The organism is Burkholderia orbicola, assembly GCF_900100915.1.
GTDB lineage: Bacteria > Pseudomonadota > Gammaproteobacteria > Burkholderiales > Burkholderiaceae > Burkholderia > Burkholderia orbicola.
This window is the reverse complement of record NZ_FNKW01000001.1, coordinates 917686-943778: the sequence shown is the minus strand read 5'-3', so window position 1 is coordinate 943778 and position 26093 is coordinate 917686. Positions and strand designations below refer to the sequence as shown.

Annotated in this window: 23 protein-coding genes; 17 read left to right on the top strand and 6 right to left on the bottom strand. The window is 68.0% G+C overall.

Annotated elements, in window-relative coordinates; all coding sequences use genetic code 11:
* Nucleotides 1-96 precede the first annotated feature (96 nt).
* The 4 genes from BLS50_RS04505 to BLS50_RS04480 all read left to right on the top strand — a co-directional run bounded on the left by BLS50_RS04505 (nt 97) and on the right by BLS50_RS04480 (nt 5924).
* A complete protein-coding gene (locus BLS50_RS04505; protein WP_074801057.1) occupies nt 97-2187 on the top strand; it encodes a D-(-)-3-hydroxybutyrate oligomer hydrolase in 2091 nt (696 codons plus the stop codon).
* Between the two features lie 616 nt (nt 2188-2803).
* Nucleotides 2804-4639, top strand: a complete 1836-nt coding sequence (locus tag BLS50_RS04495) for a S10 family peptidase (RefSeq protein ID WP_027812201.1) — start codon at nt 2804-2806, stop codon at nt 4637-4639.
* A 257-nt stretch (nt 4640-4896) separates the two neighbouring features.
* On the top strand, nt 4897-5487 hold the full coding sequence (locus tag BLS50_RS04485; protein ID WP_006476758.1) for a nucleotidyltransferase domain-containing protein: 591 nt from the start codon (nt 4897-4899) through the stop codon (nt 5485-5487).
* The gene (locus BLS50_RS04480; protein ID WP_011544715.1) at nt 5487-5924 is read left to right on the top strand and encodes a hypothetical protein; all 438 of its coding nucleotides are present in this window, start codon (nt 5487-5489) and stop codon (nt 5922-5924) included. The genes BLS50_RS04485 and BLS50_RS04480 overlap by 1 nt, the downstream gene beginning before the upstream one ends.
* An 88-nt stretch (nt 5925-6012) precedes the next feature.
* Here the strand turns inward: BLS50_RS04480 and BLS50_RS04475 are convergent, their stop codons facing one another.
* The 5 genes from BLS50_RS04475 to BLS50_RS04455 form a co-directional block, all read right to left on the bottom strand.
* Nucleotides 6013-6801, bottom strand: a complete 789-nt coding sequence (locus tag BLS50_RS04475) for a sulfite exporter TauE/SafE family protein (protein ID WP_012328013.1) — start codon at nt 6799-6801, stop codon at nt 6013-6015.
* Between the two features lie 354 nt (nt 6802-7155).
* Complete coding sequence (locus BLS50_RS04470) at nt 7156-8595, bottom strand: DHA2 family efflux MFS transporter permease subunit (RefSeq protein WP_074801055.1); 1440 nt, start codon at nt 8593-8595, stop codon at nt 7156-7158.
* 117 nt (nt 8596-8712) lie between these two features.
* On the bottom strand, nt 8713-9444 hold the full coding sequence (locus BLS50_RS04465; RefSeq protein WP_053526630.1) for a DsbA family oxidoreductase: 732 nt from the start codon (nt 9442-9444) through the stop codon (nt 8713-8715).
* A 183-nt stretch (nt 9445-9627) separates the two neighbouring features.
* The gene (locus BLS50_RS04460) at nt 9628-10422 is read right to left on the bottom strand and encodes a helix-turn-helix transcriptional regulator (protein ID WP_006476753.1); all 795 of its coding nucleotides are present in this window, start codon (nt 10420-10422) and stop codon (nt 9628-9630) included.
* Nucleotides 10419-11381 carry an ornithine cyclodeaminase family protein gene (locus BLS50_RS04455; RefSeq protein ID WP_074801052.1) on the bottom strand — a complete coding sequence of 321 codons (963 nt, stop codon included), beginning with the start codon at nt 11379-11381 and terminating at the stop codon, nt 10419-10421. Before BLS50_RS04455 ends, BLS50_RS04460 begins: the two co-directional genes overlap by 4 nt.
* 378 nt (nt 11382-11759) lie before the next feature.
* On the opposite strand from BLS50_RS04455, the gene BLS50_RS04450 reads away from it, so the two are divergent.
* From BLS50_RS04450 to groL, 11 genes are all read left to right on the top strand, one after another.
* On the top strand, nt 11760-12539 hold the full coding sequence (locus BLS50_RS04450; RefSeq protein ID WP_006476751.1) for an ABC transporter substrate-binding protein: 780 nt from the start codon (nt 11760-11762) through the stop codon (nt 12537-12539).
* A gap of 66 nt (nt 12540-12605) precedes the next feature.
* Nucleotides 12606-13850, top strand: a complete 1245-nt coding sequence (locus BLS50_RS04445) for an NAD(P)/FAD-dependent oxidoreductase (protein ID WP_074801049.1) — start codon at nt 12606-12608, stop codon at nt 13848-13850.
* A gap of 511 nt (nt 13851-14361) precedes the next feature.
* Nucleotides 14362-17034 carry a beta strand repeat-containing protein gene (locus BLS50_RS04435; protein ID WP_074801044.1) on the top strand — a complete coding sequence of 891 codons (2673 nt, stop codon included), beginning with the start codon at nt 14362-14364 and terminating at the stop codon, nt 17032-17034.
* Between the two features lie 313 nt (nt 17035-17347).
* Nucleotides 17348-17707: a COG4315 family predicted lipoprotein gene (locus BLS50_RS04430; protein ID WP_074801041.1), complete on the top strand. Its 360-nt coding sequence runs from the start codon at nt 17348-17350 to the stop codon at nt 17705-17707.
* A gap of 27 nt (nt 17708-17734) precedes the next feature.
* Nucleotides 17735-18250, top strand: a complete 516-nt coding sequence (locus tag BLS50_RS04425) for a sigma-70 family RNA polymerase sigma factor (protein ID WP_011694183.1) — start codon at nt 17735-17737, stop codon at nt 18248-18250.
* Nucleotides 18247-19029, top strand: coding sequence for an anti-sigma factor family protein (locus BLS50_RS04420; protein ID WP_074801038.1), 783 nt, complete (start codon nt 18247-18249; stop codon nt 19027-19029). Before BLS50_RS04425 ends, BLS50_RS04420 begins: the two co-directional genes overlap by 4 nt.
* A gap of 26 nt (nt 19030-19055) precedes the next feature.
* Nucleotides 19056-19478 (top strand): quinol oxidase, encoded by a 423-nt coding sequence (locus BLS50_RS04415; RefSeq protein WP_074802756.1) that lies wholly within the window; start codon nt 19056-19058, stop codon nt 19476-19478.
* On the top strand, nt 19475-20107 hold the full coding sequence (locus tag BLS50_RS04410; protein ID WP_074801035.1) for a LolA family protein: 633 nt from the start codon (nt 19475-19477) through the stop codon (nt 20105-20107). Before BLS50_RS04415 ends, BLS50_RS04410 begins: the two co-directional genes overlap by 4 nt.
* Before the next feature lie 44 nt (nt 20108-20151).
* A complete protein-coding gene (locus tag BLS50_RS04405; RefSeq protein WP_074801033.1) occupies nt 20152-20664 on the top strand; it encodes an SRPBCC family protein in 513 nt (170 codons plus the stop codon).
* 392 nt (nt 20665-21056) lie between these two features.
* The gene (locus tag BLS50_RS04400) at nt 21057-21350 is read left to right on the top strand and encodes a co-chaperone GroES (protein ID WP_011544732.1); all 294 of its coding nucleotides are present in this window, start codon (nt 21057-21059) and stop codon (nt 21348-21350) included.
* Between the two features lie 46 nt (nt 21351-21396).
* Nucleotides 21397-23037 (top strand): chaperonin GroEL, encoded by a 1641-nt coding sequence (gene groL / locus BLS50_RS04395; protein WP_006476740.1) that lies wholly within the window; start codon nt 21397-21399, stop codon nt 23035-23037.
* 185 nt (nt 23038-23222) lie between these two features.
* Here groL and BLS50_RS04390 read toward each other — a convergent pair whose 3' ends face one another.
* Complete coding sequence (locus BLS50_RS04390; protein ID WP_050011689.1) at nt 23223-24089, bottom strand: hydroxymethylpyrimidine/phosphomethylpyrimidine kinase; 867 nt, start codon at nt 24087-24089, stop codon at nt 23223-23225.
* Nucleotides 24090-24344: 255 nt separating this feature from the next.
* On the opposite strand from BLS50_RS04390, the gene BLS50_RS04385 reads away from it, so the two are divergent.
* Together BLS50_RS04385 and BLS50_RS04380 are read left to right on the top strand one after the other, a co-directional pair.
* Nucleotides 24345-24515 carry a rubredoxin gene (locus BLS50_RS04385; protein WP_004186709.1) on the top strand — a complete coding sequence of 57 codons (171 nt, stop codon included), beginning with the start codon at nt 24345-24347 and terminating at the stop codon, nt 24513-24515.
* 104 nt (nt 24516-24619) lie between these two features.
* Nucleotides 24620-25921 carry a hypothetical protein gene (locus tag BLS50_RS04380; protein ID WP_074801030.1) on the top strand — a complete coding sequence of 434 codons (1302 nt, stop codon included), beginning with the start codon at nt 24620-24622 and terminating at the stop codon, nt 25919-25921.
* The last annotated feature ends 172 nt before the right edge of the window (nt 25922-26093 follow it).

The window sequence follows — 26093 nt, the reverse complement described above, 5'->3', positions numbered from 1 at the left end:
GGCGGGCCCCGGCATGCCGGGGCCCGTTTGCGCTTCAGAGGCCGAACGCCGCGTGCGACGTGGCGGCGGACCGATAACGATATCGAGGGGGCGGCGATGACGAAATTCGGGTGGGGCAGGCGGGTGGTGTGGGGGGCGGCGCTGGCCGCGGTCGCGATGCTCGGCGCCTGCAACGGCGACGAGTCGGCCGAGCGCAACCGGTTGCCCGGCTTCGTGTCCGGCAGCGTGCGCACGACGGCCTACGACGGCGCGAGCGACGACCTGCTGACGGCCGGCCTCGGCAAGACCGGTCTCGCGGCGGCGACTGCGCCCGGGTTCGCGAACCCGTCGCGGCCGACCAGCGCCGAATTGCGCCGTCTCGCCATCTGGTCGAACTATCGCGCGCTCGTCGACATGAGCGCGAATGGCGGCTACGGCCGCTTCTGGGGGCCGAACGTCGACCTCGACGGCAACGACACGCTCGGCGAAGGCAAGATCCCCGGCACCGAATATCTCGCGTACGCCGACGACGGCAGCGGCAGCAAGAACGTCACACTGCTCGTGCAGGTGCCCGCGAGCTTCAACCCCGCGCAACCGTGCATCGTCACGGCGACGTCGTCGGGCTCGCGCGGCGTGTACGGCGCGATTTCCGCGGCCGGCGAGTGGGCGCTCAAGCGCGGCTGCGCGGTGGCCTACAACGACAAGGGCGGCGGCAACGGCGCGCACGAGCTCGGTTCCGACACCGTCACGCTGATCGACGGCACGCTCGCCAACGCGGTGCTGGCCGGTACCGCGAGCCTGTTCACCGCAAACGTGACGAGCGGCGATCTCGCCGCATTCAACAGCCGCTTCCCGAACCGTTATGCGTTCAAGCATGCGCACTCTCAACAGAATCCCGAGCAGGACTGGGGGCGCGTGACGCTGCAGTCGGTCGAATTCGCGTACTGGGCGCTCAACGAGCAGTTCGGACCGGTGATCGACGGTGCCCGTCACGGCGTGCGCTATCGCGCGGGCGACATCACGACGATCGCCGCGTCGGTCAGCAACGGCGGCGGCGCGTCGCTCGCTGCCGCCGAACAGGACAATCGGGGCTGGATCACCGCGGTGGTGGTCGGCGAGCCGCAGATCAACGTGCGGATGGCGCCGAATGCGGTGGTCCGCGCGGGCGGCCAGCCGGTGCCGTCGTTCGGCCGGCCGCTGGCCGATTACGCGACGCTCGCGAACCTGCTGGAACCGTGCGCGGCCGCGTCGGCGTCGCTCGCCGGCGCGCCGTACCTGAGCGCGCTGCCGGCCACGACCACGCAGTCGATCCGCACGCAGCGCTGCGCGACGCTCGCCGCGGCCGGGCTGGTGGCGGGCGCCGACACGCAGAGCCAGGCGGCCGACGCGCTCGCGCAACTTCACGCGGCCGGCTATCTGGCCGATTCCGACCTGCTGCAGGCGCCGATGTGGGATTCGCAGGCAATTCCAGCGATCGCGGTCACCTATGCGAACGCATACACGCGCTCTCGCGTCACCGACAACCTGTGCAACTTCAGCTTCGCGACGACGAACCCGGCGACGGGCGTGGTCGCGGCGCCCGCTGCATCGCCGATGCCGAGCGTGTTCGGCGTCGGCAACGGCGTGCCGCCGACTGCCGGCATCAATCTGGTGTTCAACGACGGCGCGGGCACCGACCACCGGCTTGCGACGCCCGATGCAAGCTTCGCGGGCGCGCTGTGCCTGCGCCAGCTGTGGACCAACGGGATGCTCGGGATGCCCGCGAACGTCGACGCGGTGCGCGTGAACGCGAACCTGCACGGCAAGCCGGCGATCATCGTGCAGGGCCGCAGCGATGCGCTCGTACCGGTGAACCATGCGTCGCGCGCGTACGTCGCGCAGAACGGCATCAGCGAAGCCGGGCGCAGCCAGCTGGTGTTCTACGAAGTGACGAACGGCCAGCACTTCGACGCGTTCCTGTCGGTGCCGGGCTTCGACACGCGCTTCGTGCCGGTTCACTACTACAACGTGCAGGCGCTGAACCTGATGTGGCGGCATCTGAAGAACGGCGCGCCGCTGCCGCCGTCGCAGGTGATCCGCACGGTGCCGCGCGGCGGCACGCCGGGCGCCGCGCCCGCGCTGACGAGCGCGAACCTGCCGCCGATCTCGACCGCGCCGGGCGCGAACGCGATTTCCGTCGGCGTCGGCACGATCGACGTGCCGCTCTGACGGCGCCCGCCACGCGTTCTCCAGCAAGCCGGACCGTCGTCCGGCTTTTTTATTGACGTCGCCTGGAATCGGTCCCGTACGGCCTTTTATCCGAATGGCGAGCGCTGTAACAAATTATTACTTTACGGCGATAAATCCGGAACCTAATATGCGCCGGTATTTTCACTTAATTTAATAAATTCCGGACACGAGAATATTCCTTTCCGTTTAGTTAATCGATCCTTTCGATTTTATTCAATCGGCTCGAATCCCGGCTGATCGCCGTTTCGCGATTAATCGGTATCTCGCCGAGGGGGATCGTTCGCCTATTCGAAGTGAAGACGCTTTGCCGGGCGGGCTTTGCGCGGCGTTCTTTTGTTCGTCTTTTTTGTTGCGCCTGCAAATCCGCGGAATGAATCCGTATTGCAGCGAATCATTGAATTGTCGTTGGCAATGGAATTGATTCCATTGTGCGGTTGCAAAAAACATGGGTGGGGTAAATCGTGCCGATCGGTATTCGCCGATCCGGTAAAAAACTCGGAGTGCGTCGCATAACGAATGCATTCCCGGTGCGGAGCGCCGGCGCAAATGATCCTTTGCGGCCGGCGGTATTTATCGTTCTGTTCGAGAGGCAATAATGACGACACGGAAGTCCTTGAAAGACGGTTTCGCGCTATTCGGAACGACCTTGAGCGTACCGCTCGCCGCCGCAGCGGCCGCGGCGCTGCTCGTCACGGGGTGCGGCGGCGACGACGGGCCGAGCCCGAGCGCGTCGGCCGCCACCGCGGCCGCGACGACCAGCGGCAGCACGTCGGCCGCCACCGACGCAACGGCCGCCGCCGCGGCCGACCAGCCGTACGTCGACACCGACGTGTACGGCACCGGGCCGAACGACGCGGTCACGGATTCGACGGAAGGCGCCGCGGTCGTGCACCGCCAGGTCACGATCGGCGGCAAGACGATCAAGTACACGGCCACCACCGGCCACCTGACGACGATCGATCCGGTCACGTCGGCGCCGAACGCGAAGATGTTCTACGTCGCGTACACGCAGGACAATCCGGACCCGTCGAAGCCGCGTCCGGTCACGTTCTTCTACAACGGCGGCCCCGGTTCGTCGTCGGTCTACCTGCTGCTTGGCTCGTACGGGCCGAAGCGCCTGCAGTCGTCGTTCCCGAACTTCACGCCGCCCGCGCCGTACAAGCTGCTCGACAACCCGGACAGCCTGCTCGACCGTACCGACCTCGTGTTCATCAACCCGGTCGGCACCGGTTATTCGACCGCGATCGCACCGGCGAAGAACAAGGACTTCTGGGGCACCGACCAGGACGCGCGCTCGATCGACCGCTTCATTCAGCGCTACCTGACCAAGTACTCGCGCTGGAATTCGCCGAAGTTCCTGTACGGCGAGTCGTACGGCACCGCGCGCAGCGCGGTCGTGTCGTGGGTGCTGCACGAGGACGGCATCGACCTGAACGGGATCACGCTGCAGTCGTCGATCCTCGACTATGCGAATGCGCTGTCCGCGCCGGGCACGTTCCCGACGCTCGCGGCCGACGCGTTCTACTGGAAGAAGACGACGCTCAACCCGACGCCGACCGATCTCGACGCGTACATGGTCCAGGCCCGCAACTACGCGGACAACACGCTCGCGCCGCTCGCGCAGAAGCCGAACCCGCAGGACGGCGGCTTCGTGAACGTGCGGCTGAACCTGAAGCTCGCGACCGCGCAGCAGATGGGCGCGTACATCGGCACGGACCCGACGTCGCTGATCCAGACCTTCGGCAACCCGGCCGCGCTCGGCAACGTGCCGTCGTCGGATGACAACCCGCCGTACACGTTCTTCCTGACGCTGGTGCCGGGCACGCAGATCGGCCAGTACGACGGTCGCGCGAACTTCACGGGCAAGGGCATCGCGCCGTACATCCTGCCGAACTCGGGCAGCAACGATCCGTCGATCACGAACGTCGGCGGCGCGTACACGGTGCTGTGGAACAGCTACATCAACACCGACCTCAAGTACACGTCGACGTCGTCGTTCGTGGACCTGAACGACCAGGTCTTCAACAACTGGGACTTCAGTCACATCGACCCGACCGGCGCGAACAAGGGCGGCGGCAATACGCTGTACACGGCCGGCGACCTGGCGTCGACGATGAGCGTGAACCCGGACCTGAAGGTGCTGTCGGCGAACGGCTATTTCGACGCCGTCACGCCGTTCCACCAGACGGAGCTGACGCTTGCGCAGATGCCGCTCGATCCGACGCTCAAGGCGCAGAACCTGACGATCAAGAACTACCCGTCGGGCCACATGATCTACCTGAACGACGCGTCGCGGACCGCGCTGAAGGGCGATCTCGCCAGCTTCTACGACGGTATCCTCGCGAACCGCACCGCGCTGCAGCGCGTGCTGAAACTGCAGGCGCGCACGCAGCAGTTGAAGCAGCAGAAACTGCAGCAGCAGGGGCAGTAAGCGTGGCGGGCGGCGGGCGATGCCCGCCGCGACGCGACGAACAAGTGCACTCGCGCAATGCGGGCCGGTGCTTCAGGTCGCGTGCGTTGGTGACGTCGCTGTTGTTCCGGATGCCCCGAGAGTCGTGGACTCCCGGGGCATTGGCTTTTGTGTCGGAGCAGCGTGCGTCGCCTCGGAAGTCGCGGATGACGGCGCACTTAATCCTCAAAATGGGGATTTATATCCTTCTATTGAGGATTAAGTGAAAAATCCTCATAATGAGGACAGTCATCCCCGACTCAAGGATTTTTGTGGGCGTCGCCGACTTTCTCCTCACACCCGGCATGCAACGTGTGCTGGGTGCCACGCTGCTAGAACCCGACCGCTGCTTTACGCTGCAGGAATTGCTGCGTCTGGCAAGCAGTGGACACGGCAGCGCTCAAAAGCAGATAGACCGGCTGATCGAGGCCGGCGTACTCAAGGAAGACGCGCGCCGAGGCCGGCAGCGGAGCATCCGCGCCAATACGGACTTCGTCCTCTATCCGGAACTCGTCGAGATTGCGCGAAAGACGTTCGCTGTCGCAGAGCCGTTGAAGGAAGCCTTGTCGCCTTTTGCCGGGCATATTTCCACGGCCTTCGTGTTTGGCTCGGTGGCCAAGGGTACCGACAGCAGCCGAAGCGACATCGACCTGATCGTCATCGGCGACGCCCAGCTTCTCGAGTTGGCCGAAGCCTTGCACGCCGCCGAGCATGATCTGCAGCGTCCCATCAACTTCTCGTTGTACGAACCTGCCGAATGGGCCGCGCTGGTCGATAGCGATCCCGTCATCGCGCAGATCGCCCAGGGACCGACTTTGAGGATTTTGTGATGTCACGTCCGACCGAATACGAAAACCTTATCAAGACGAGAGCCTTCGATGCGGTTGCGCCGACACCCGGGGCAATCGCGGGCTTCCTGCGCAATGCGGAGGATTACAAGGCCACTGCCGACGAACTGGATCCCGCCCGGCATTTGCAGGTATTTACCTTGGCCTACGAAGGCTACTTCCAGGTCGTACAGGCTGTTCTGGAGTTCTACGAGGTGAGGACCAAAGATGCCGGCCGCAACCTGGCTATCCAGCGCGTCTCCACCTCGTTGGGTGTGAGCGCCCCGGAATTCGCTTTCATCACGAAGGCACACGAGCGACGCAACGGCACGTCGTACGTTTCGCCGTTTCCGCCGGTGTCGAAAGCCGAGGCCGCCACCATGCTGGGCATCCTGGCGAAATACTTGCCTGTTGCACGTGCCCTGACCGGTATGTCGTGAAACCCGCTTGGTCGTCCGTCAAGACAGGCGACAGGTGGTTTGGGGGCACGCACTGAGGCGGCGTATTTCGGCAGGCGTGAGAGGCCGCTTACGCCAGCACGAGCCGCACGCCGACCGCGACCAGGGTCGACGCGAGCAGATTGCGCAGCAGCCGCTCGGGCGCGCGCGCCGACAGCAGGCTGCCGATCACGATGCCCGGCAGCGAACCGAGCAGCAGCGACAGCAGCATCGACCAGTCGACGGAGCCGAGCAGCCAGTGGCCCATGCCCGCGACCAGCGTGAGCGGCACCGCATGCGCGATGTCGGAACCGACGATGCGGGTCGTGGCGAGCAGCGGATACAGCAGCAGAAGCACGGTGACGCCGATCGCGCCGGCGCCGACCGACGTCATCGACACGAGCACGCCGAGCACGGCGCCCGTCAGCACGGTCGACCACAGCGTGCGCGCGGGGCTCGGCGCGAGCGGGTTGCGGGCGGCGAACGCGGTCAGTTGAGGGCGGAAGATCAGCGCGAGCGACGTGAGCAGCAGCGCAACGCCCAGTACGAGCTGGATCATCCGCGCGGTGCCCGGCGTGTTCATCCCGTGCGTATGCAGCCACCACAGCGTGAGCGCCGCGGCCGGCACGCTGCCCGCGGCGAGCCGGCTCGTGATGCGCCAGTCGATCGAGCCTTTCAGGCCGTGGACGAGCGTACCGGTGGCCTTGGTCGCGGCTGCGTACAGCAGGTCGGTACCGACCGCCGTCGCGGGGTGGACGCCGAACAGCAGCACGAGAATCGGCGTCATCAACGAACCGCCGCCGACACCCGTCAGGCCGACGAGAACGCCGACGAACAGGCCGGACAGCGAGTACAGCAGATCGATATGGGGAAGCGACATCGGAGCAGGCGGTTATGCGGCGTTCGGCGGCGGCGCGCGGCCGCGGCGCGCGCATCAAAGTCCGCCATTGTCGCAAAAGTGACGCGTCAACGTACGACTGCGTTAAAAATCGGCCGGGGAGGCGCGCACGGCGGCGGCCGGCGGGACGTGAAACGGGCGTTTGAGCAGGGACGCAGCCGACGGTTGTGATCGGCCCGAAAGCGATGACGAATCGGGCTTAAACGGCGCGCGTCCGACGCGCATAAAAAAGAGGCGCGACAACGCGTGCCCTGATCCGATGCCGGTTCTCGGTTCTCGGTTCTCGGTTCTCGGCTCCCGGCTCCCGGCTCCCGGCTCTCGGCTCCCCGTCGACGGTCAGTGCATCGCGGGGCCGGCGCCTTCGACCGCGCGGGGCGCCCGGATGCGCAGCGCCAAACCGGTCAGCGCGGCCACGGCGGCAAACGCCGCGCCGAACGCGAAGGCCGCGTGGTAGCCGCCGTTCAGCGCGTCGAGCGGCGTGGCTTGCGTCGCCGCGAGCGCGTCGGTGCGGGCGCCGGCGAGACTCGCGAGGATCGCGAGCCCGAGCGCGCCGCCCATCATGAACGACGTGTTGACGATGCCTGACGCGAGCCCGGAATCGGCCGGGTCGACGTCGTTCATCGCGGCGAGCAGCACCGGGTTGAACGCGACGCCCGCGCCGATGCCGAGCAGCGTCATGCCGGGCAGCACGTGCCACACGAAACCGCCGTCGACCGGCGCGCGCGAGAACAGCGCGAGGCCGCACGCCGCGAGCAGCAGGCCGGCGGCAATCGGGCCGCGGATGCCGAAACGCATCACGATGCGCGCCGACAGCCCGAGCGAGAATACGGCCATGATCAGGTTCGCCGGCAGGAACGCGAGGCCGACCTGCAGCGGCCCGTAGCCGAGCACGCGCTGCATGTACAGCGCGGACAGGAAGAACCACGCGAACATCGCGGCCGCCCACAGCACGGCGATCGCGTTCGCGAGCGCCACGTTGCGCGCGGCGAACAGCGTGAGCGGCATCAGCGGATGCGCGGCGCGCGACTCGATCGCGATGAACAGCGCGAGCAGCACGACGGCCGCGCCGATCAACGCGACGGTCTGCGTCGACAGCCAGCCGGCCTCGTTGCCGCCGACGATCCCGTAGACGGCCAGCATCAGCGATGCGGTCACCGTGATCGCGCCGGCGACGTCGAGCCGCGCGGCGCCGGCCGGTGCACGCACGCACGGCAGCAGCGCGACGCACATCGCATAGACGGCGACGCCGATCGGCAGGTTGACGAGGAAGATCCAGTGCCACGACAGCGAGCTCGTCAGCAGTCCGCCGAGCAGCACGCCGATGCTGCCGCCGCCCGCGCACACGAAGCCGTAGACGCCCATCGCACGCGCGCGTTCGCCGGGTTCCGTGAAGAGATTCATGATCAGCGACAGCGAGACGGCCGACACGACCGCGCCGCCGAGTCCCTGCACCGCGCGCGCGGCGATCAGCATCGCCTGCGATTGCGCGAGGCCGCAGGCGAGCGACGCGAGCGTGAACACGACGAGGCCCGCGAGGAACATGCGCCGCTGGCCGTACAGGTCGCCGAGCCGGCCGCCGAGCAGCAGGCAGCCGCCGAACGTTAGCAGGTACGCGTTGACGACCCAGACGAGGGCCGTTTCGGTGAAGTGGAGGTCGGTACTGATCGACGGCAGCGCAACGTTCACGATCGTGCTGTCGAGCACGATCATCAGCACGCCGAGACAGAGCACGATCAGCGCGTACCAGCGCTTCTCGCCGTGAATCCCGTGGGTCATGGGCCTGCAGCCTTCTGATCGTTATTTGAAGGATGCATTGTAGAGGTCGCCGGCGCGGGCTTCCTGCCGGTTTGTGGCAGGAGCGTCGCGTAGTGGCGCGCGTGGCCCCGATGCGCGTTACGAGCGCGCCGGCAATTCGCAGCCGTCCGGGCCGCAGGCGGCCGCGTCGCTGCCGTCGAGCGCGACGATGCCGTCGCGCCACGCCTGGTCGAGCGCCTGCGCGAACGCGTCGGCCGGCTGCGCGCCCGACACCGCGTAGCGGCCGCCGAACACGAACAGCGGCACGCCGCGCCCGCCGATCTGCGCGGCGCGCGCGATGTCGGCTTCGACTTCGTCGCGGTACGCATCGCTGCGCAGCACCGCTTCGACGGCCGCGCGCTCGAGCCCGGCTTCGACCGCGAATTCGGTCAGCGCGGCATGATCGAACAGCGAGCCGTGTTCGCAGAAGTACGCGCGATAGAGTCGCTCGGTCAGCGCGTGCGCGCGGCCCGTGGCTTCCGCGAGCTTCACGAGCCGGTGGCCGTCGAGCGTGTCGCCGACCAGCGTGCCGGGCAGGTCGTAGCGCAGCCCGACGCTCGCCGCTGCATCGGTCACCTGGCGCAGCATCTGGTCGACCTGCGCGGGCGACATCCGGTATTTGCCCGCCAGCATCGCCTCGACCGGCTCGACGGGCTGGCCGGGCATCAGCCGGTACGCGCGCAGCGCGACGTCGACGCGGTCGGCGTGCGCGAACGCGGCCAGCGCCTCGTCGAAGCGGCGCTTGCCGATCCAGCACCACGGGCAGATCAGGTCGGACCAGATTTCGACGGTCAGGGTCGGGCGGGCAGTCGGAGTGGGAGCGGTCGTCATGGGCGATACGGGGCGGCAAAAAAAATGTAACTGCGACTATATCACTTTATGCTTCCAAGCTCCGTCGTCCGCAGGCCCGGGCGGAATCCGGGGCACGTCCGCGCATCGCGAAGGCTCGACGCGGAATCGGCAGTCCGGTACCGGTGTCCGGAGCGTGCCGCCATCACGCCGGCCGCGTCGCGCTCAGGCGTCGCCCTGCGTTTCCTTCAGGTGCTTGAGGTGCTTGTAGACCGTCGCGCGTCCCATCCCGAGCACGTTCGCGACGTAGTTCGCCGCGCTCTTGCCGCGGAACGCGCCTTCCGCGTACAGCGCCTCGACGAGTTCGCGCCGGTGCTCGCGCGTGAGCCCGTTCAGCCCGACCTGCCGCTCGCGCAGCCAGCCGTGCAGGAACGTGTTGATGCGCTCCTGCCAGTCGTCGCGGAACAGTTCGTCGGGTTGCGCGACGACACCCGCGCCCTTGATGAACAGGTCGAGCGTCGCGCGCACCTCGTCGAACACCGCGATGTTGAAGTTGATGCACATCATCCCGGCCGGCCGGCCTTCGTCGTCGAACAGCACGTTGCTGACGCAGCGCATCCGCCGGCCGTCCCAGTTCAGCTTCTCGTACGGGCCGATCACGCGCTCGCGCGCCGAATGATCGATTTCCTCGAGCGCGGAATCGTCGCCGACCTCGCGCTTCGACAGATTGTTCGCGAGATACAGCACGGTCTGGTCGTGCAGGTCGTGGATCACGACTTCCGCGTACGGAAAGAACAGTGCGGCGATACCGTCGGCGATCGGCGCATAGCGGGTGAGCAGCAGGTCTTTGACGGGAGATTTCTTCTTGCGCATCGGTGTCGCGATCTCGGGTGGGCGGGAGCCGGGCAGCGTGTCGGGCCGGCGGGCCGGCGCACCGTGGGGCGGCATGCCCGTGCGCCCGCGCGCGGCCGCCGCGGCGGTTGCGCCATTGTATCGGCCCCGCGTGCGCGTGCCGCTCACGCGTGCGTCAGATGCATGTACAGCGCGTGCGCGATCGCGATGTCCTCGAGCCCGAGGCCGATCGAGCGGAACAGCGCGTGACGCGTGCGCGACGGCGCCGCGCAGGTGCCGGCGACGAGCGCGGGCAGGTCGCCGACGATCCGGCCGGCATCCCAGCCGTGCTCGGCCGTCGCGATCTGCATTTCGCCGGCGCTCGCGGGCGTCGTGTGCCGGTAGTCGCAGTAGACGTCCATGCCCGGCAGCCACGCGGGCGGGATTTCGTGGGCGCGCGCGACGTTCGTGCTGATCGACGTGACGAGCGCGGGGCGCGTGAGCATCCCGTCGCCGAGCACGGGCGTGCCCGACGACGTGCACAGCATCACCACGTCCGCGTCGCGTACGCAGGCCTCGACGCTCGCCGCCGCGCGGGCGCGCGGGTCGAGCGCGGCGAGGCTCGCCTGCAGCGCCGCGTTGCCGGCCAGCGCGGGCGAGTACACGCGGATCGAGTCCCAGTCCCGCAATGCCGCCGTGTGCCGCAGGTGCGCGAGGCCGACCGCGCCGGCGCCGACGATCGCCAGATGGCGCGCGTCGCGCGGCGCGAGGCAGTCGACCGCGAGCGCCGTCGTGCCAGCTGTGCGCTCGACGGTCAGCAACCCGGCGTCGCACCACATCAGCGGCTGGCCGGTCTGCATCGACATCAATGCGGTCCATGCGGTGACGACAGGTTTGCCGCCTGTCACGACGTACGGCGACAGCTTCGCGCCGAACACCTGCTCGTCGGCGAGTGCGCCGAGATACGTGATGAAGTCGCCGGCCTGGTCGGGAAACAGCGTGAGCGTCTGCGGCGGCTGCACCGCGCGCGCCGCGGCGAGCGACGCGAACATGCGGCGCAGCGTGCCGAGCACGTCGAGCGACGGCAGCGCCGCGCGCACCGCGGCTTCGTCCACGGTCAGCGGCAGGGTGGGGACGGTTTGCGTCATGGGGACATCTCCGGTTCGGGCTGGACGGAAAGTCTCGAAAGACGGCGTCCGGTGAGGTAGGTTGTGGACTAAAAGTCTAATATAGACAAACAAAACCGGTGGGATTTTTCTTTTCGAGACTTTGATTCTTTGCGGGGCGTATGAAAAACACCGTGAAATCAATGATGTTCTGAGTGGGTGGCAAAATGTTGGCGAGGAGCGGCGGCGTGACGTTCTCGTATCCCCTATAGTCTATAGTAGACTTTGAGTCTATATTTAGCGTGCAGAACTCGGCGCGTCGGCAAGCGGCGGCCGCCTGCCTCGAATGCCGACCGGCGCCCGACCGTGGGCGTCGTGCGACCGATCTTCATCGTTTCACTCCAGAACAGAAGGACCACCATGAACTGGAAGCTTTCCCTCTGCGCCGCTGCGGCGCTCGCGTGCGTGGCCGTCACGGCCCATGCGGAACCGACCACGTTGCGCTTCGGGATCGAAGCCGCCTATCCGCCGTTCGAGAGCAAGACGCCGTCCGGTCAGCTGCAGGGTTTCGACGTCGACGTCGGCAACGCGGTGTGCGCGAAGCTGAACATGAAGTGCGTGTGGGTCGAGAATGCGTTCGACGGGCTGATCCCGGCGCTGCAGGCGCGCAAGTTCGACGCGATCAACTCGGCGATGAACATCACCGCGAAGCGCAAGCAGAGCATCGACTTCACGCCGCCGATCTACGTGGTGCCGATCGTGATGGTCGCGAAGCGCGGCTCGCCGCTGAAACCCGACGTCGCGAGCCTGCGCGGCAAGCACGTCGGCGTGCTGCAGGGTTCGTCGCAGGAGGATTTCCTGAAGGCGCACTGGGCCAATGCGGGCGTGGCCGTGGTGTCGTACCAGGATCAGGACCAGATCTACGCCGATCTCGTCGCGGGGCGTCTCGACGCGGCCGTGCAGGAAGCGCAGACCGCGCAGGACGGATTCCTCGACAAGCCGGCCGGCCGCGACTACCAGATCGTCGGCGAGCCGCTGAAGGATCCGGCGACGCTCGGCGAAGGCACCGGCTTCGGGCTACGCAAGAACGACAAGGCGCTGCAGGCGAAGATCGTCGGCGCGCTCGACGCGCTGAAGAAGGACGGCACGCTGAGCGCGCTGTCGCAGAAGTACTTCAAGCGCGACATCATCGCGAAGTAAGCGCCGCCGCGTGCCGGCCGCGGGGCCGGCGCACCGCGCATCCATCTCGACACAGGGCGGGGAAGCATGGATTTCGACGTCATTGTTCTGGGGGCCGGCATCGTCGGCGTGTCGTCGGCGCTGCATCTGCAGGATCGCGGGCTGCGCGTCGCGCTCGTCGACCGGCGCGCGCCCGGCGAGGAAACCAGCCACGGCAATGCCGGGTTGATCGAGCGCTCGTCGGTCGTGCCGTATGCGTTTCCGCGCCGGCTCGGCACGCTGCTGCGCTATGCGCGCAACCGCTCGGTCGATCTTTATTGGGACTACCGCGCGCTGCCCGCGTATGCAGGCTGGCTCGCGCGCTTCTGGCGCGAATCGTCGCCGCGGCGGCTCGCGGCCGCCGCGCGCGACCTGCTGCCGCTCGTCGCGGCGAGCGTCGTCGAGCACGATGTGCTGCTCGCGCGCACCGACGCGCAGCCGCTCGTGCACGACGGCGGCTGGATCGAGGCGTTCCGTTCGCCCGCGCTGTTCGATGCGGAAGCGCGCGCGCAGCAGCGCGTGGCCGCCGCGCACGGGCTGCGGATGACGGTGCTCGACGCGCATGCGCTGCGTGCGCGCGAGCCCGGTATCGGCGACGCGTTCTGCGGCGCGTTTCACTGGCAGGACCCGAAGACCGTGTCGAGCCCGGGCGGCCTGACCAAGGCCTATGCGCGGCTGTTCGAGCGCGACGGCGGCACGTTCGTGCGCGGCGACGCGACGACGCTCGTGCAGGTCGACGACGGCTGGCAGGTCCGGACCGAACACGGGCCGATCGCGGCGCGCTCGGCCGTGGTCGCGCTGGGCCCGTGGTCCGATCAGGTGTTCGCGCCGCTCGGCTACCGGATTCCGCTGCGCGCGAAGCGCGGGTATCACATGCATTACCGGCCGACGCGCACGCCGCTGAACGTGCCCGTGTGCGATACCGAGGCAGGCTTCGTCGTCGCGCCGATGGAGGGCGGCCGCCTGCGGCTCACGACGGGCGTCGAGATCGCGCTGCCCGACGCGCCGCCGACCGGCGTGCAGCTCGCGCGCGCCGAATCGCTGGCGCGTGACGCGTTCGGCATCGGCGAGCGGCTCGATCCTCAGCCATGGCTCGGGATGCGGCCATGTACGCCCGACATGCGTCCAGTGATCGGGCCGGCGCCGCGGCACCGTCATCTGTGGTTCGCGTTCGGCCATTGCCATCACGGGCTCACGCTCGGGCCCGCGACCGGCCGCCTGCTCGCCGAAATGATGACGGGCGCGCCGACCTATATCGATCCTCATCCGTACCGGCCTGCCCGCTTCGGCTGACCCTGCGGCGCGCAGATGCGGTTTCAGCCGCCGGCACGCGCCGGCGGCAATGCGCTTGCTTCACAGTTTTTCATTCTGCTATCAGGACTATCGAAATCCACGCAATCGTAAATGATCTGCGTAATCGATAAGAAAGAAAATCGCGCGATAAAAGAAAATCAGAAAATTCGCGATTTATCAATGCATTTTCATATTTCTGAAATGCGTAATTGGCAGTCCGCTATGGCGGTATGGGGTCTCATCGTGCTCGCGTGTTTCGACGTTACGCGGAATGTACCGGAACACGTTACTACGGGGCTCGCAAACGTTACGTTACATCCGCGTTCCGGCGGCCTTTTTCATCAGACGATTCGGGCTCCGCAATTCAGGAATTTCGCCAGAAATCGATTAAAAAGCGTTATTACCGATCATTAGGCAGACGAATCAATCCCGTTTTTGGAATTGGCACGCTTCGTGCAATCCGTCCCCATGCTTTATCAACGTAGTGCCAACCGAGATGGGGAAAATAACGATGGGACAGAATTTTAAATTGACGGGTGTGGCGCTGTCGGTCGCGACGGTGTTCGGGGTGCTGGCTTCGGGTTCCGCGATGGCGGGGGCGCTCGACTCGCTCCCGATCCCGCAGGTGATCGTCAATCCGCCGACGAACAGCGTGTCGGTCGGACTGGTCGCGACGGGCACGTCGCCGCTGGGCTCGGTCACCGTGACGGCGGGAGGGTCGGGCGCGATCCAGACATCGCTCGGCGAGCCGGGGCAAGTGCTGTCGGGCGCCGTGGGGGCGGTGACCGGCGCACTCGGTGGTAGCGGCGGCACGGTGCAGCCGCTCGGGGCGGTGCAGGGCGTGGTGAACCAGGTGACGGGTGCGCTTGGTGGGGGCAACCCGGCCGGCGCACTGACCGGCGCGCTGAACACGGCAACCGGTACGCTGAGCAATGCGCTCGGCACGGCAACCGGCGCACTGGGCGGCATCGGTGGCGGCGCGAACCCGTTGGCGCCGGTTCAGGGTGTGGTGAATCAGGTAACGGGTGCGCTGAGTGGCGGCAACCCGGCCGGCGCATTGACCGGTGCGCTGAATACGGCGACGGGGACGCTGAGCAACGCGCTCGGCACGGCAACGGGCGCACTGAGCGGTATCGGCGGTGGTGCGAATCCGCTGGCGCCGGTTCAAGGCGTCGTGAATCAGGTAACGGGTGCGCTCGGTGGCGGTAATCCGGCCGGTGCGCTGAGCGGTGCCGTGGGTACGGTTACCGGCGCACTGGGCGGCATCGGCGGTGGCTCGAACCCGCTGGCGCCCGTACAAGGTGTCGTGAGTCAGGTAACAGGTGCGCTCGGTGGCGGCAATCCGGCAGGTGCGCTGAGCGGTGCCGTAGGTACGGTTACCGGCGCGCTCGGCAATCTGGGCGGTGGCTCGAACCCGCTGGCAGCGGTTCAGGGTGTCGTGAACGGGCTCACGGGGACGATCGGCGGTGGCGATCCGGCCGGTGCACTCACCGGCGTCGTTGGTACGGTCACGGGGGCGCTGGGCAACCTCGGCAGCGGCTCGAACCCGCTGGCGCCGGTGCAAGGCGTAGTGAATGGCGTTACGGGCGCGCTTGGCGGCGGTAATCCGGCCGGCGCCTTGACCGGCGCGCTCGGCACGGTGACGGGCGCACTGGGTGGCGTTGGCGGCGGCAATCCGGCTGGCGCCTTGACCGGCGCACTCGGCACGGTGACGGGCGCATTGGGCGGTGTTGGCGGCGGCAATCCGGCTGGCGCATTGACCGGCGCACTCGGCACGGTGACGGGCGCATTGGGCGGTGTTGGCGGCGGTAACCCGGCCGGCGCATTGACCGGCGCCCTCGGCACGGTGACGGGCGCATTGGGCGGCATCGGCGGTGGCAACCCCGCTGGCGCACTGACCGGCGCGCTCGGCACCGTAACCGGCGCCCTGGGCAACCTCGGCGGCGGCGCGAACCCGATCACCCCGATCCAGAACATCGTGAACCAGGTCACGGGCACGCTCGGCAGCGGCAACCCGACCGGCGCACTGAGCAACGCGGTCAACACGATCACCGGCACGCTCAGCAACGTCGGCGGTGCAGGCAGCCCGCTCGCGCCGGTGCAAGGCGTCGTCACGCAACTCGCCGGTACGCTCGGCAATGGCGATCCTGCGGGTGCGCTGACGAACGCACTGAACTCGGTGACGGGCGCGCTCAGCGGCGCGAACCCGCTGGCGCCGGTGCAAGGCGTCGTGAACCAGGTCGTCGGCACGCTGTCGGGTGCAGGCGGTGGCAGCCCAATCACGCCGATCACGAACCTCGTCAACGGTTTGCAGAACGCACTGCCGGGCGGCAATCCGGCCGGCGCGCTGACCGGCGCACTCGGTTCGGTGACGGGCGCGCTCGGCAACCTCGGCGGCACGAACCCGCTGGCGCCGGTGCAAGGCGTCGTCAACCAGGTCGTCGGCACGCTCGGCGGCAGCAACCCGGCCGGCACGCTGAGCAACGTGGTCGGGACGGCCACGGGCGCCCTCGGCAACGCGGTCGGCTCGGTGGCCGGTGCGCTCGGCGCGCTGGGCGGCACGAGCCCGCTGGCGCCGGTGCAGGGCGTCGTGAACCAGGTCGTCGGTACGCTCGGCAGCGGCAATCCGGCCGGTGCACTGACGGGCGCGCTGAACTCGGTGACGGGTGCCCTCGGCAACCTCGGCGGCTCCAATCCGCTGGCGCCGGTGCAAGGCGTCGTCAACCAGGTGGTTGGCACACTGTCCGGTGCGGCCGGCAATAGCCCGATCGCCCCGATCACGAACCTCGTGAGCGGCCTGACGGGCGGCGGCAACCCGACCGGCGCACTGACCGGTGCGCTCGGTTCGGTGACGGGCGCACTCGGGTCCGGTCCGGCGGCACTCGGCCAGGCGGCCGGCGCGCTGTCGGGGGCGGCCGGTTCGACGGCAGCGGCGGGCGGCAGCCTGCTCGGCGCGGGCGCGAATGCGGCTGGCGGTACGGCCGGCGCGGTCGGTTCGCTGCTGACGACGGGCGCCAACTCGACGGCGACGGTCGTCAATGCGGCCGGCACGTCGGTGGGCACGGTGCTCGGTTCCGCACCGGGCCTGTCGGTGACGCCGCATTCGGGCAACGGCTCGGCGAACAACCCGCTCGCACCGGTGACGACACTGCTCCAGTCGCTGACCGGCGCATTGCCGAGGTAACCGGCCGAACCCGCACGACGGCGCCTTATCGGCCGTCGTGCGAGACGCTCGCGCGATACGGCCCCTGCAACAGGGGTCGCGCAACGCGGCATGACAGCGATGTCATGCCGCGTTGTCATTTCAGGCTTCCGTTCGCTTTCGTCGCATGAATGATCGCCGCCGCGCGTCGCGGCGTGGCATGGAATAACCGGCCATCCCTGTCCGTTTACATACCGAGTTCCGGCACCGCCGGCCGGCGGGATAATGATCGCGACGCAGCCGATCGTCCCGTCCGGCGGCATCGTGTCGCGACACGACGCCAAGGAGAACGGGAATGAAACGGATGATCTTCGCTGCCGCGCTAACGGCGGCGATCGTGCGGCCGGCGGCCGCGGAACCGCCACAGGTCGGCGACGGGAAACTGGTCGACGAAGCGCACATGACGTTGTACGTGTTCGATCGCGATGCGCCGGGCAAGAGCATGTGCGACGGCACGTGCGCAGCCAACTGGCCGCCCGCGCTCGCCGACGCGTACGACAAGGCGTCGGGTGCGCTGAGCCTCGTCGCCCGCGACGACGGCAAAAAGCAGTGGGCATATCGCGGCCGCCCGCTGTATCGCTGGAAGATGGACCACAAGGCCGGCGACGCGGGCGGCGACGGAGTCGGCGGCATGTGGCACGTCGCACGGCCGTGACCGCGCGGCGACGCGCGAGGCATCCCGATGAGCTATGAGTCGGACCTGCTGGTGTGGCTTCCGCATCTCACGCGCTATGCGCGTGCGCTGACGGGCGAGCGCGCGTGGGCCGACGATCTCGTGCAGGACACGCTCGAGCGTGCGCTGAACCGGCCGCCGCGCGACGGCGGCAACCTGCGCGCGTGGTTGCTGACGCTGTTGCGGCACCGCTTCATCGATCAGTTGCGCGCGCGGCACGAGATCGCGGTCGACGATGCGACGGCGCCGTGGCAGACGATGGCTGCCCCCGCCGGCGAGGTCGGCGGCCTGGAGTTGCGCGACGTGCAGCGCGCGCTGTACCGGCTGCCGGTCGAGCAGCGCGAGGTGCTGCTGCTGGTCGCGCTCGAGGAGTTGAGCTATCGCGATGCCGCGCAAGTGCTCGGCGTGCCGGTCGGCACGGTGATGTCGCGGCTCGCGCGGGCGCGTGCGCAGATGCGCGCGTTGCTGTCGGACGCGCCGTCGTCGCACGGCACGGCCACGTTACGGGTGATCGGGAAGCCATGATGGACGATCCGCGCAAGCCTTCGAACCAGCAGGACGACGACGCGTCGGCGCAACTGCTGTCCGCGCTGCTGGACGGCGAACTGTCCGGGCACGAGCGGCGCGAGATGCTCGAGCGCCTGCAGTCCGATCCGCAGGAGGCCGAACGATTCGCGCATTACCGTGCGCAGCGCGATGCGCTGAAAGCACTGTTCCCGTTGCCGGCCGCCGCGCCCGCGTTGTTCGTGCAGCGCCGCGCGCCGCGCTGGCGCGCCGTCGCCCACGCGTTCGCCGGGCTGGCGGCCGGGCTGCTGATCGGCGTCGCGCTGCATGCGGGCTGGGCGGCGTTCGGTCGCGAACCGGCGTTCGCCGCGCGCGCGGATGTCGCCTACGCCGTGTACGCCGCCGACCGCGAGCATCCGGTGGAAGTCGGTGCGGTCGATCCCAAGCGTCTCGCCGCGTGGCTGTCGGCGCGGATTGGCCGGCCGGTGCGCGCGCCGTCGCTCGACGAATACGGTTACGCGCTGCTGGGCGGTCGATTACTGCCCGGCGACGCGGGGCCGGCCGCGCAGCTTATGTACCAGCGCGCGGACGGCGCGCGCGTGACGCTGTACATGACCGCATACGATGCGCGGCGCCTCGCGCCGCGGGCGATGTCGGCCGACGGTCGATACACGTATTTCTGGTCGGATCGCGGCATGGGTTATGCGCTGTCCGGCCGTGGCGACGAACAGCGTCTGCGCGAACTCGCGATCGACGCATGCGGCGCGCTGGGCGGGCCGACCGACGCGTGGAAGGGATGACGTGCGGCGCCCGCAGGGAGCAGGCGATGAAGACGGCGATGATGAAGGGGTTGGTGCTGACGGCGGTCGTCGCGGGCACGATGCTTGCGCGAGCGCAGGGCGATGCGCCCGTGCGCGTGCCGGTCGATGCCGATGGCGTGCAGCGCGTGACGATCGTCGGCGGCAGCTATTTCTTCCGGCCGAACCACGTGATCGTCCGCGCGCACCTGCCGGTCGAGCTGACCGTATCGGCCGAGCCCGGCGTGGTGCCGCACAGCTTCGAGATCGACGCTCCGCCGCAGGCGGGCATCGCGGTGCATACCGAGCTCGGCACCACGCCGAGAACGTTTCGTTTCACGCCGCAGCAGCCGGGCCGGTTCGCCTACTATTGCACGCACCGGCTGCTGTTTTTCCGCAGCCATCGCGAGCGCGGGATGGAAGGCGTGCTCGATGTCGAGGCGGCGCCGTGATCGCCGCGTTGCTGGCCGCGAGCCTGATAGGAGCGAGCATGACAGCCGATCCCGTGACCGTCGCGCAGTCGCATTTCGACCACGTCCGCTCGTACCGCGCGACGATCCGCTCGTCGGCGCGCGACGGCGAGCGCACCGAAATCCGCTACGCGTACCTGAAGCCGGGCTTCGTCCGGATGGATTTCGTGTCGCCGCATCGCGGCGCGGTGCTCGCGTACGATCCCGGCGACGGCAAGGTGCGGCTGCGCCCGTTCGGCACGCATGCGCCGCCCGCGCTGACGCTGTCGCCGTCCAATCCGCTCGTGCGCGATCGCGCCGGCCACCGGGTCGACCGCTCGGACGTCGGCGAACTGCTGCGCAACGTGCATGCGCTGCAGCAAGGCGGCGCGACGGTGATCGAAGGCGAGGAAGCCGTCGGCGGCCGGACCGCGCAGCGCGTGCTGGTCACGGGCGCGCCCGCGCACGCGATCGACGGCGTGCATCGCTACCGGTTGTGGCTCGACGCCGCGGACGGTTTTCCGCTGAAGGTCGTCAGCTACGCCGACGATGACGACGTGCCGCTCGAAACCGTGACGCTCGACGACGTGGAGATCGACGTCGCGTTTCCCGAGCGTTTCTTCGCGCCCTGACGGCGCGCCGATCCGCGTTCCCGAACGCGCGTGCCGGAGGCTGCATGGCGGAATACCGGTTTTCGACGACCTGGCGGGTGGATGCGCCGCTCGCGGCGGTCTGGGATGCGATCTATCAGGTCGACCGCTGGCCCGACTGGTGGAAGGGCGCCGTGCGTACCGTCGAGCTCGAGCCGGGCGACGCGCGCGGCGTCGGCGCGTTGCACCGGTATACATGGAAGGGCGCGCTGCCGTACCGGCTGACCTTCGACATGCGCGTGCGGCGCGTCGAGCGGCCGCATGCGCTCGAAGGTCGTGCGAGCGGCGTGATCGAGGGCGATGGCCGCTGGTCGTTCGCCGCCGCCGGTGCGTGCACCGTCGTGCGCTACGACTGGCACATCCGCACGCATGGCTGGATGAACTGGCTGGAGCCGCTGGCACGGCCGCTGTTCCGATGGAATCACGACGTCGTGATGCGCGAAGGCGCGAAGGGGCTCGCGCGGCGGCTGGCCACGACCGTCGAGACGGAGGGCCGGACCTTCCGGCCGCTGCCGGACGCGGACTGCGCCGACGCGTGAAATCGGCCCGGCGACGCCGGCGAACGAGCACGTCGCGGCAGACGAAATCGGCGTCCGCACGATTTTTTCGATGCGATGTCATCGGTCTCAGGAACTCCGGGCTTACCCGGTGTCCAAACGGGGCTGGATGACAGGCGCGGGCCGCTCGAGCCCTTACGCCGGGGCGGTTGCGTACGTCATGGCTTTGTTTTGAAAGGGTTTTTGGTTGTTTTCGTGGGTTTTCCAGCCGCGTCGCCGCCTCGAAAATTCCTCTGGTTCTCCTTCTTGAATTTGTCAAAACCCGTCCATATAATTAGCACTCGCTGCACGAGAGTGCTAACAATTCTCTGCCGGGCGATAAGCCGGGCAGATTCCCTAAGCGTTCTTCAATCTCAGTCAAGAGAGGAGTGAATATGAACCTTCGTCCTTTGCACGATCGCGTGATCGTCAAGCGCCTGGATCAGGAAACCAAGACCGCCTCGGGCATCGTGATCCCCGAAGCTGCTGCTGAAAAGCCGGATCAAGGCGAGATCCTCGCGGTCGGCCCGGGCAAGCGCGACGACAAGGGCGCACCGATCGCACTCGACGTGAAGGTCGGCGATCGTGTCCTGTTCGGCAAGTACGCAGGTCAGACCGTGAAGGTCGACGGCCAGGAACTGCTGGTCATGCGCGAAGAAGACATCATGGCCGTGGTCAACGCCAAGTAAGCGTCCTCCGACGGTACATATTCCCAAGAATTCAAGGAGTTAGAAGATGGCAGCTAAAGACGTCGTATTCGGCGATTCCGCCCGTTCGAAGATGGTCGAAGGCGTGAACATTCTCGCCAACGCAGTCAAGGTCACGCTGGGTCCGAAGGGCCGCAACGTCGTGCTCGAGCGCAGCTTCGGCGGCCCGACGGTCACCAAGGACGGTGTGTCGGTCGCGAAGGAAATCGAGCTGAAGGACAAGCTCCAGAACATGGGCGCGCAAATGGTCAAGGAAGTCGCTTCCAAGACCAGCGACAACGCAGGCGACGGCACGACGACGGCAACCGTCCTCGCGCAATCGATCGTTCGCGAAGGCATGAAGTACGTCGCATCGGGCATGAACCCGATGGACCTGAAGCGCGGCATCGACAAGGCAGTCGCAGCGGCTGTCGAAGAGCTGAAGAAGATCAGCAAGCCGTGCACGACCAACAAGGAAATCGCACAGGTCGGCTCGATCTCGGCGAACAGCGATTCGTCGATCGGCGATCGCATCGCTGAAGCGATGGACAAGGTCGGCAAGGAAGGCGTGATCACCGTCGAAGACGGCAAGTCGCTGGCCGACGAGCTCGACGTCGTCGAAGGCATGCAGTTCGACCGCGGCTACCTGTCGCCGTACTTCATCAACAACCCGGACAAGCAAGTCGCCGTCCTCGACAACCCGTTCGTGCTGCTGCACGACAAGAAGGTGTCGAACATCCGTGATCTGCTGCCGGTGCTCGAGCAAGTCGCGAAGGCTGGCCGTCCGCTGCTGATCATCGCAGAAGACGTCGAAGGCGAAGCACTCGCGACGCTGGTCGTCAACAACATCCGCGGCATCCTGAAGACCGTTGCGGTCAAGGCGCCGGGCTTCGGCGATCGTCGCAAGGCGATGCTGGAAGACATCGCGATCCTGACCGGCGGTCAAGTCGTCGCGGAAGAAACCGGCCTGACGCTCGAGAAGGCAACGCTGGCAGAACTGGGCCAGGCGAAGCGCATCGAAGTGGGCAAGGAAAACACGACGATCATCGACGGCGCAGGTGAAGCCGTGAACATCGAAGCACGCGTGAAGCAAGTGCGCGCGCAAATCGAAGAAGCGACGTCGGACTACGACCGTGAAAAGCTGCAAGAGCGCGTGGCCAAGCTGGCAGGCGGTGTTGCAGTGATCAAGGTCGGTGCTGCGACCGAAGTCGAAATGAAGGAAAAGAAGGCACGTGTCGAAGACGCACTGCACGCCACCCGCGCAGCTGTGGAAGAAGGCATCGTGGCAGGCGGCGGCGTCGCGCTGATCCGCGCTCGTACCGCGATCGCAGGCCTGACCGGCGCGAACGCCGACCAGAACGCCGGCATCAAGATCGTGCTGCGCGCAATGGAAGAGCCGCTGCGCCAGATCGTCACGAACGGCGGCGAAGAAGCCAGCGTCGTGGTGGCGGCAGTTGCTGCAGGCAAGGGCAACTACGGCTACAACGCAGCAACGGGCGAGTACGTCGACATGGTTGAAGCCGGCGTCGTCGACCCGACCAAGGTCACGCGCACCGCACTGCAGAACGCAGCTTCGGTTGCTGGCCTGCTGCTGACGACGGACGCAGCTGTCGCAGAACTGCCGAAGGAAGACGCACCGATGCCGGGCGGCATGCCGGGCGGCATGGGCGGCATGGGCATGGACATGTAATCGACTTCGGTCGATGGTGTCCGGAGCGCGCAGCGATGCGCGTTCCAGCCAAAAGAAAAGACCCGCAGCGATGCGGGTCTTTTTTTATGTGCGCGCGGTTTTCGATGCGGGCGTGAGGCGGCCGGATACGTCGCGCCTCAAAGCGGCGCGGCGTGCGGCGGCGGGACCTGCCCGCCGCGCGCAACTCAATGCCTGTGCGACGTCCTCGGCACCAGATCGGCCTTCACGGCCGGCGGCGTGTCGGACTCGTCGTTGCTGCGCGCCCAGAAGAACCGGTCGGGCAGGTACGCGCCCATGCCGGGCCGGAACGCGTCGCGCACGGCCTGGTACAGGTATTCCTGCGCCTCGCGCACGGCTTCGGGCGGCTCCTGGCCGTTCGCGAGCAGCGCCGCGATGGCCGCGCCCAGTGTATCGGTGATGCCCATCAGCCGGTGCGGCGAGCGATCCCACATGTCTTCGCGAAGCTGGCCTTCCTCGCCGTACAGCGTATTGACGAGCCGGTGTGAACCGGTTTCCGACGACAGAATGTATTCGCAGCCCTGCGACAGCAGATGCGACACGGCCGCGTCGAGATTCGGCGCCTCGGCATCGCCGTCCGGCTGCGCGAGCGCAATCAGCGTCGCATGGTCGGCGACCAGCAACGTGGTTTGCGGCGCCAGCAGATCGGCGATCGATTCGCGCAGGTCGTCGGCGGCGAGCACGTGTTCGTCGTCGAGCGTGAAGTCCGGCGCGAGCACGAGCGGCACGCCGTCGTAGTCGGCGACGACTTCGGCGATCGCGCTGACGACTTCCGCGCGCGTCGCCGCGCCGATCTTGAACGCGGCAACCGGCATGTCTTCGAGCAGCATGCGCGCCTGCGCGGCGACGACGTCGGGATCGAGGCCGGTGACTTCATCGCAGGCAGCCGAGTCGCGCACGGTATAGCCGGTCAGGACGGACACGCCGTGACAGCCCATGCTCGCCAGGGTCATCAGATCGGCTTGGAGGCCGGAGCCGCCGGTGGGATCGGACAGGCCGAAGGTGAGGACGATCGGAGGGGCGTTGCTGGACATGTAAAAATGGGGCAAGAGAAAAACGGACGAGCGACGGACATGCGGACGGCGAGGCGAATGGGCGGGTTCGGCCCTGTGTTGCCCGGCAGGCCGCACTTTTCAACCATTATGCGGTGGAATCCGGCCGGTACGACGGATTTTTTAGCGCAGCGCAACGTAGGCGCCGTCCTCCAGCGCGATTGCTAGGCAGTCCGGCCCCGACACGGTACCATCATGGCTCCCGAATTTACCGACTTTTCCCCGACGCGGCTTAAGATGGAATACAAGAGCTGGATGTGCCTGATTTGTGGCTGGATTTACGACGAAGAAGCCGGGCTGCCGGAAGAGGGCATTGCCCCGGGCACGCGCTGGGAAGACGTCCCGATCAACTGGACGTGTCCCGAATGCGGCGCCCGCAAGGAAGACTTCGAGATGGTCCAGATCTGACCGGGCCCCGCGCCCACGGACACTCCGCTCAGGCCTCGCACCGGCCCGGCGCTCGCGCGCCGCGGTTCGCGCGAGCGACTTGACGATGACAGGCGCGCGTGTCCATGACGTCCGATCCGGCGAACATTCCCCACCCTGACGCATTGCCCAACCCGCGTGGCGGGGCCGTGCGTGCGGCTGACGCATGGCTGGCGGCGGCCGCCGACGCATTCGAGCGGCGCGACGATGCCGCGGCGCCGCTTGCCGCGGCCGCGGCGGTGCTCGCGGAAGCCGGCTGGCTGCCGGCCGCGCGTTTCGCCGGACAACTGTCGGCCGCCGTGCCCCTCGTCGCCACCGAGCCGACTTCGGCCGGCTGGCGTGCCGCGCTGCGCGATTTTCGTGCGGCGGTCGGGCGCCACAACCTGCGCGAGCTTGCGTGCTCGCCCGTCCTCTTCGAGCATTTCCGTGCGTTGCGCGCGCAAAGCGCCGCCGACCTGCGCACGAGCGCGCCGCTCGATGCGCTCGCGCTGGTCGGCCGCGCGGTGCCGCCCGCCACGCTGCGCGCGCTGCCCGATGCATTCGCGATCCGGATTCGTGCCCGCTACGAGCAGGCGCTGCTCGGCGTGCTGCGTGCCGAACACGGCGCGCCGGGCGCGGCGCTCGACGAACTCGACGCGATGCTGGCCGCGCTCACCGACGACGGGCCGTACGATTTCTGGCGGCTCGCGGCCGCGTGCGTGCGCGCACTGCGCGCAAGCGGCGCGCCCGAGCTGAAGCGCTTTCTCGCGCGGACCAACCTGCTGCTCGGCGAACACGCGCAGGGCCGGCGCAGCGCGCCGCCCGAACTGGTGCGCGAGACGGTGGCGCTGCTGTGGCGCGATTTCGCGCTGTTCGGCGCCGCGGCCGAGGACGTCGCGCTCGTCGACGTGCTGCACGACTACGGGTTGACGGTCGACTGGCACGTGGCCGGCACGCCCGCCTCCGAAGCCTTGTGGGAGGCCGATGCCGCGCGGGCCGAGCACGAGGCGGTCACCGCCGCGCCGACCCGCGCGCTCGGCGTCGTGACCGTCAACGCGCATGCCTATGAGGATTTCCTGCAGACCGCCGATGCATCGATGGCCGACCTTGCGGCCAACCCGGCCGCGGCCGACCCGGGCGCCGCGTGGCATGCGTCCGCCGCCGCCTACCGGGTCGGCACGGCCGCGTGCGCGCTCGGGCTCGGTCACGCGGCGCTGCTGGCCGACACGCTCGGTCTGGCGTGGCGCCGCGCGGCGCACGGCGTGCCGCTCGCCGACGGCGGCCTCGATGCGCACCGCCACGCGTCCGACATGCTGCGCGCGGCGCTTCTGAAGATCGCGGCCGGCGTCGCGCCGCCGGATCTTACTGCGGCGTCCGAAGCGCTCGGCACGGCGCTCGGCCGGACCTGACGAACAAGGGGACGGACACGCGACGGCGGCCCTTGCCGCGCGGGCCCGCAACACGCTGCCGACAGCGCCCGCGCGCGTGTTAGAGTGCCGTGTGATCCGCGCGCGCCGTTGCCAGCGTGGCGCGGCGTTGCTTGTTGATCGCGGCCCGGTCAGGTCGCGGCGTCTTTGCTAA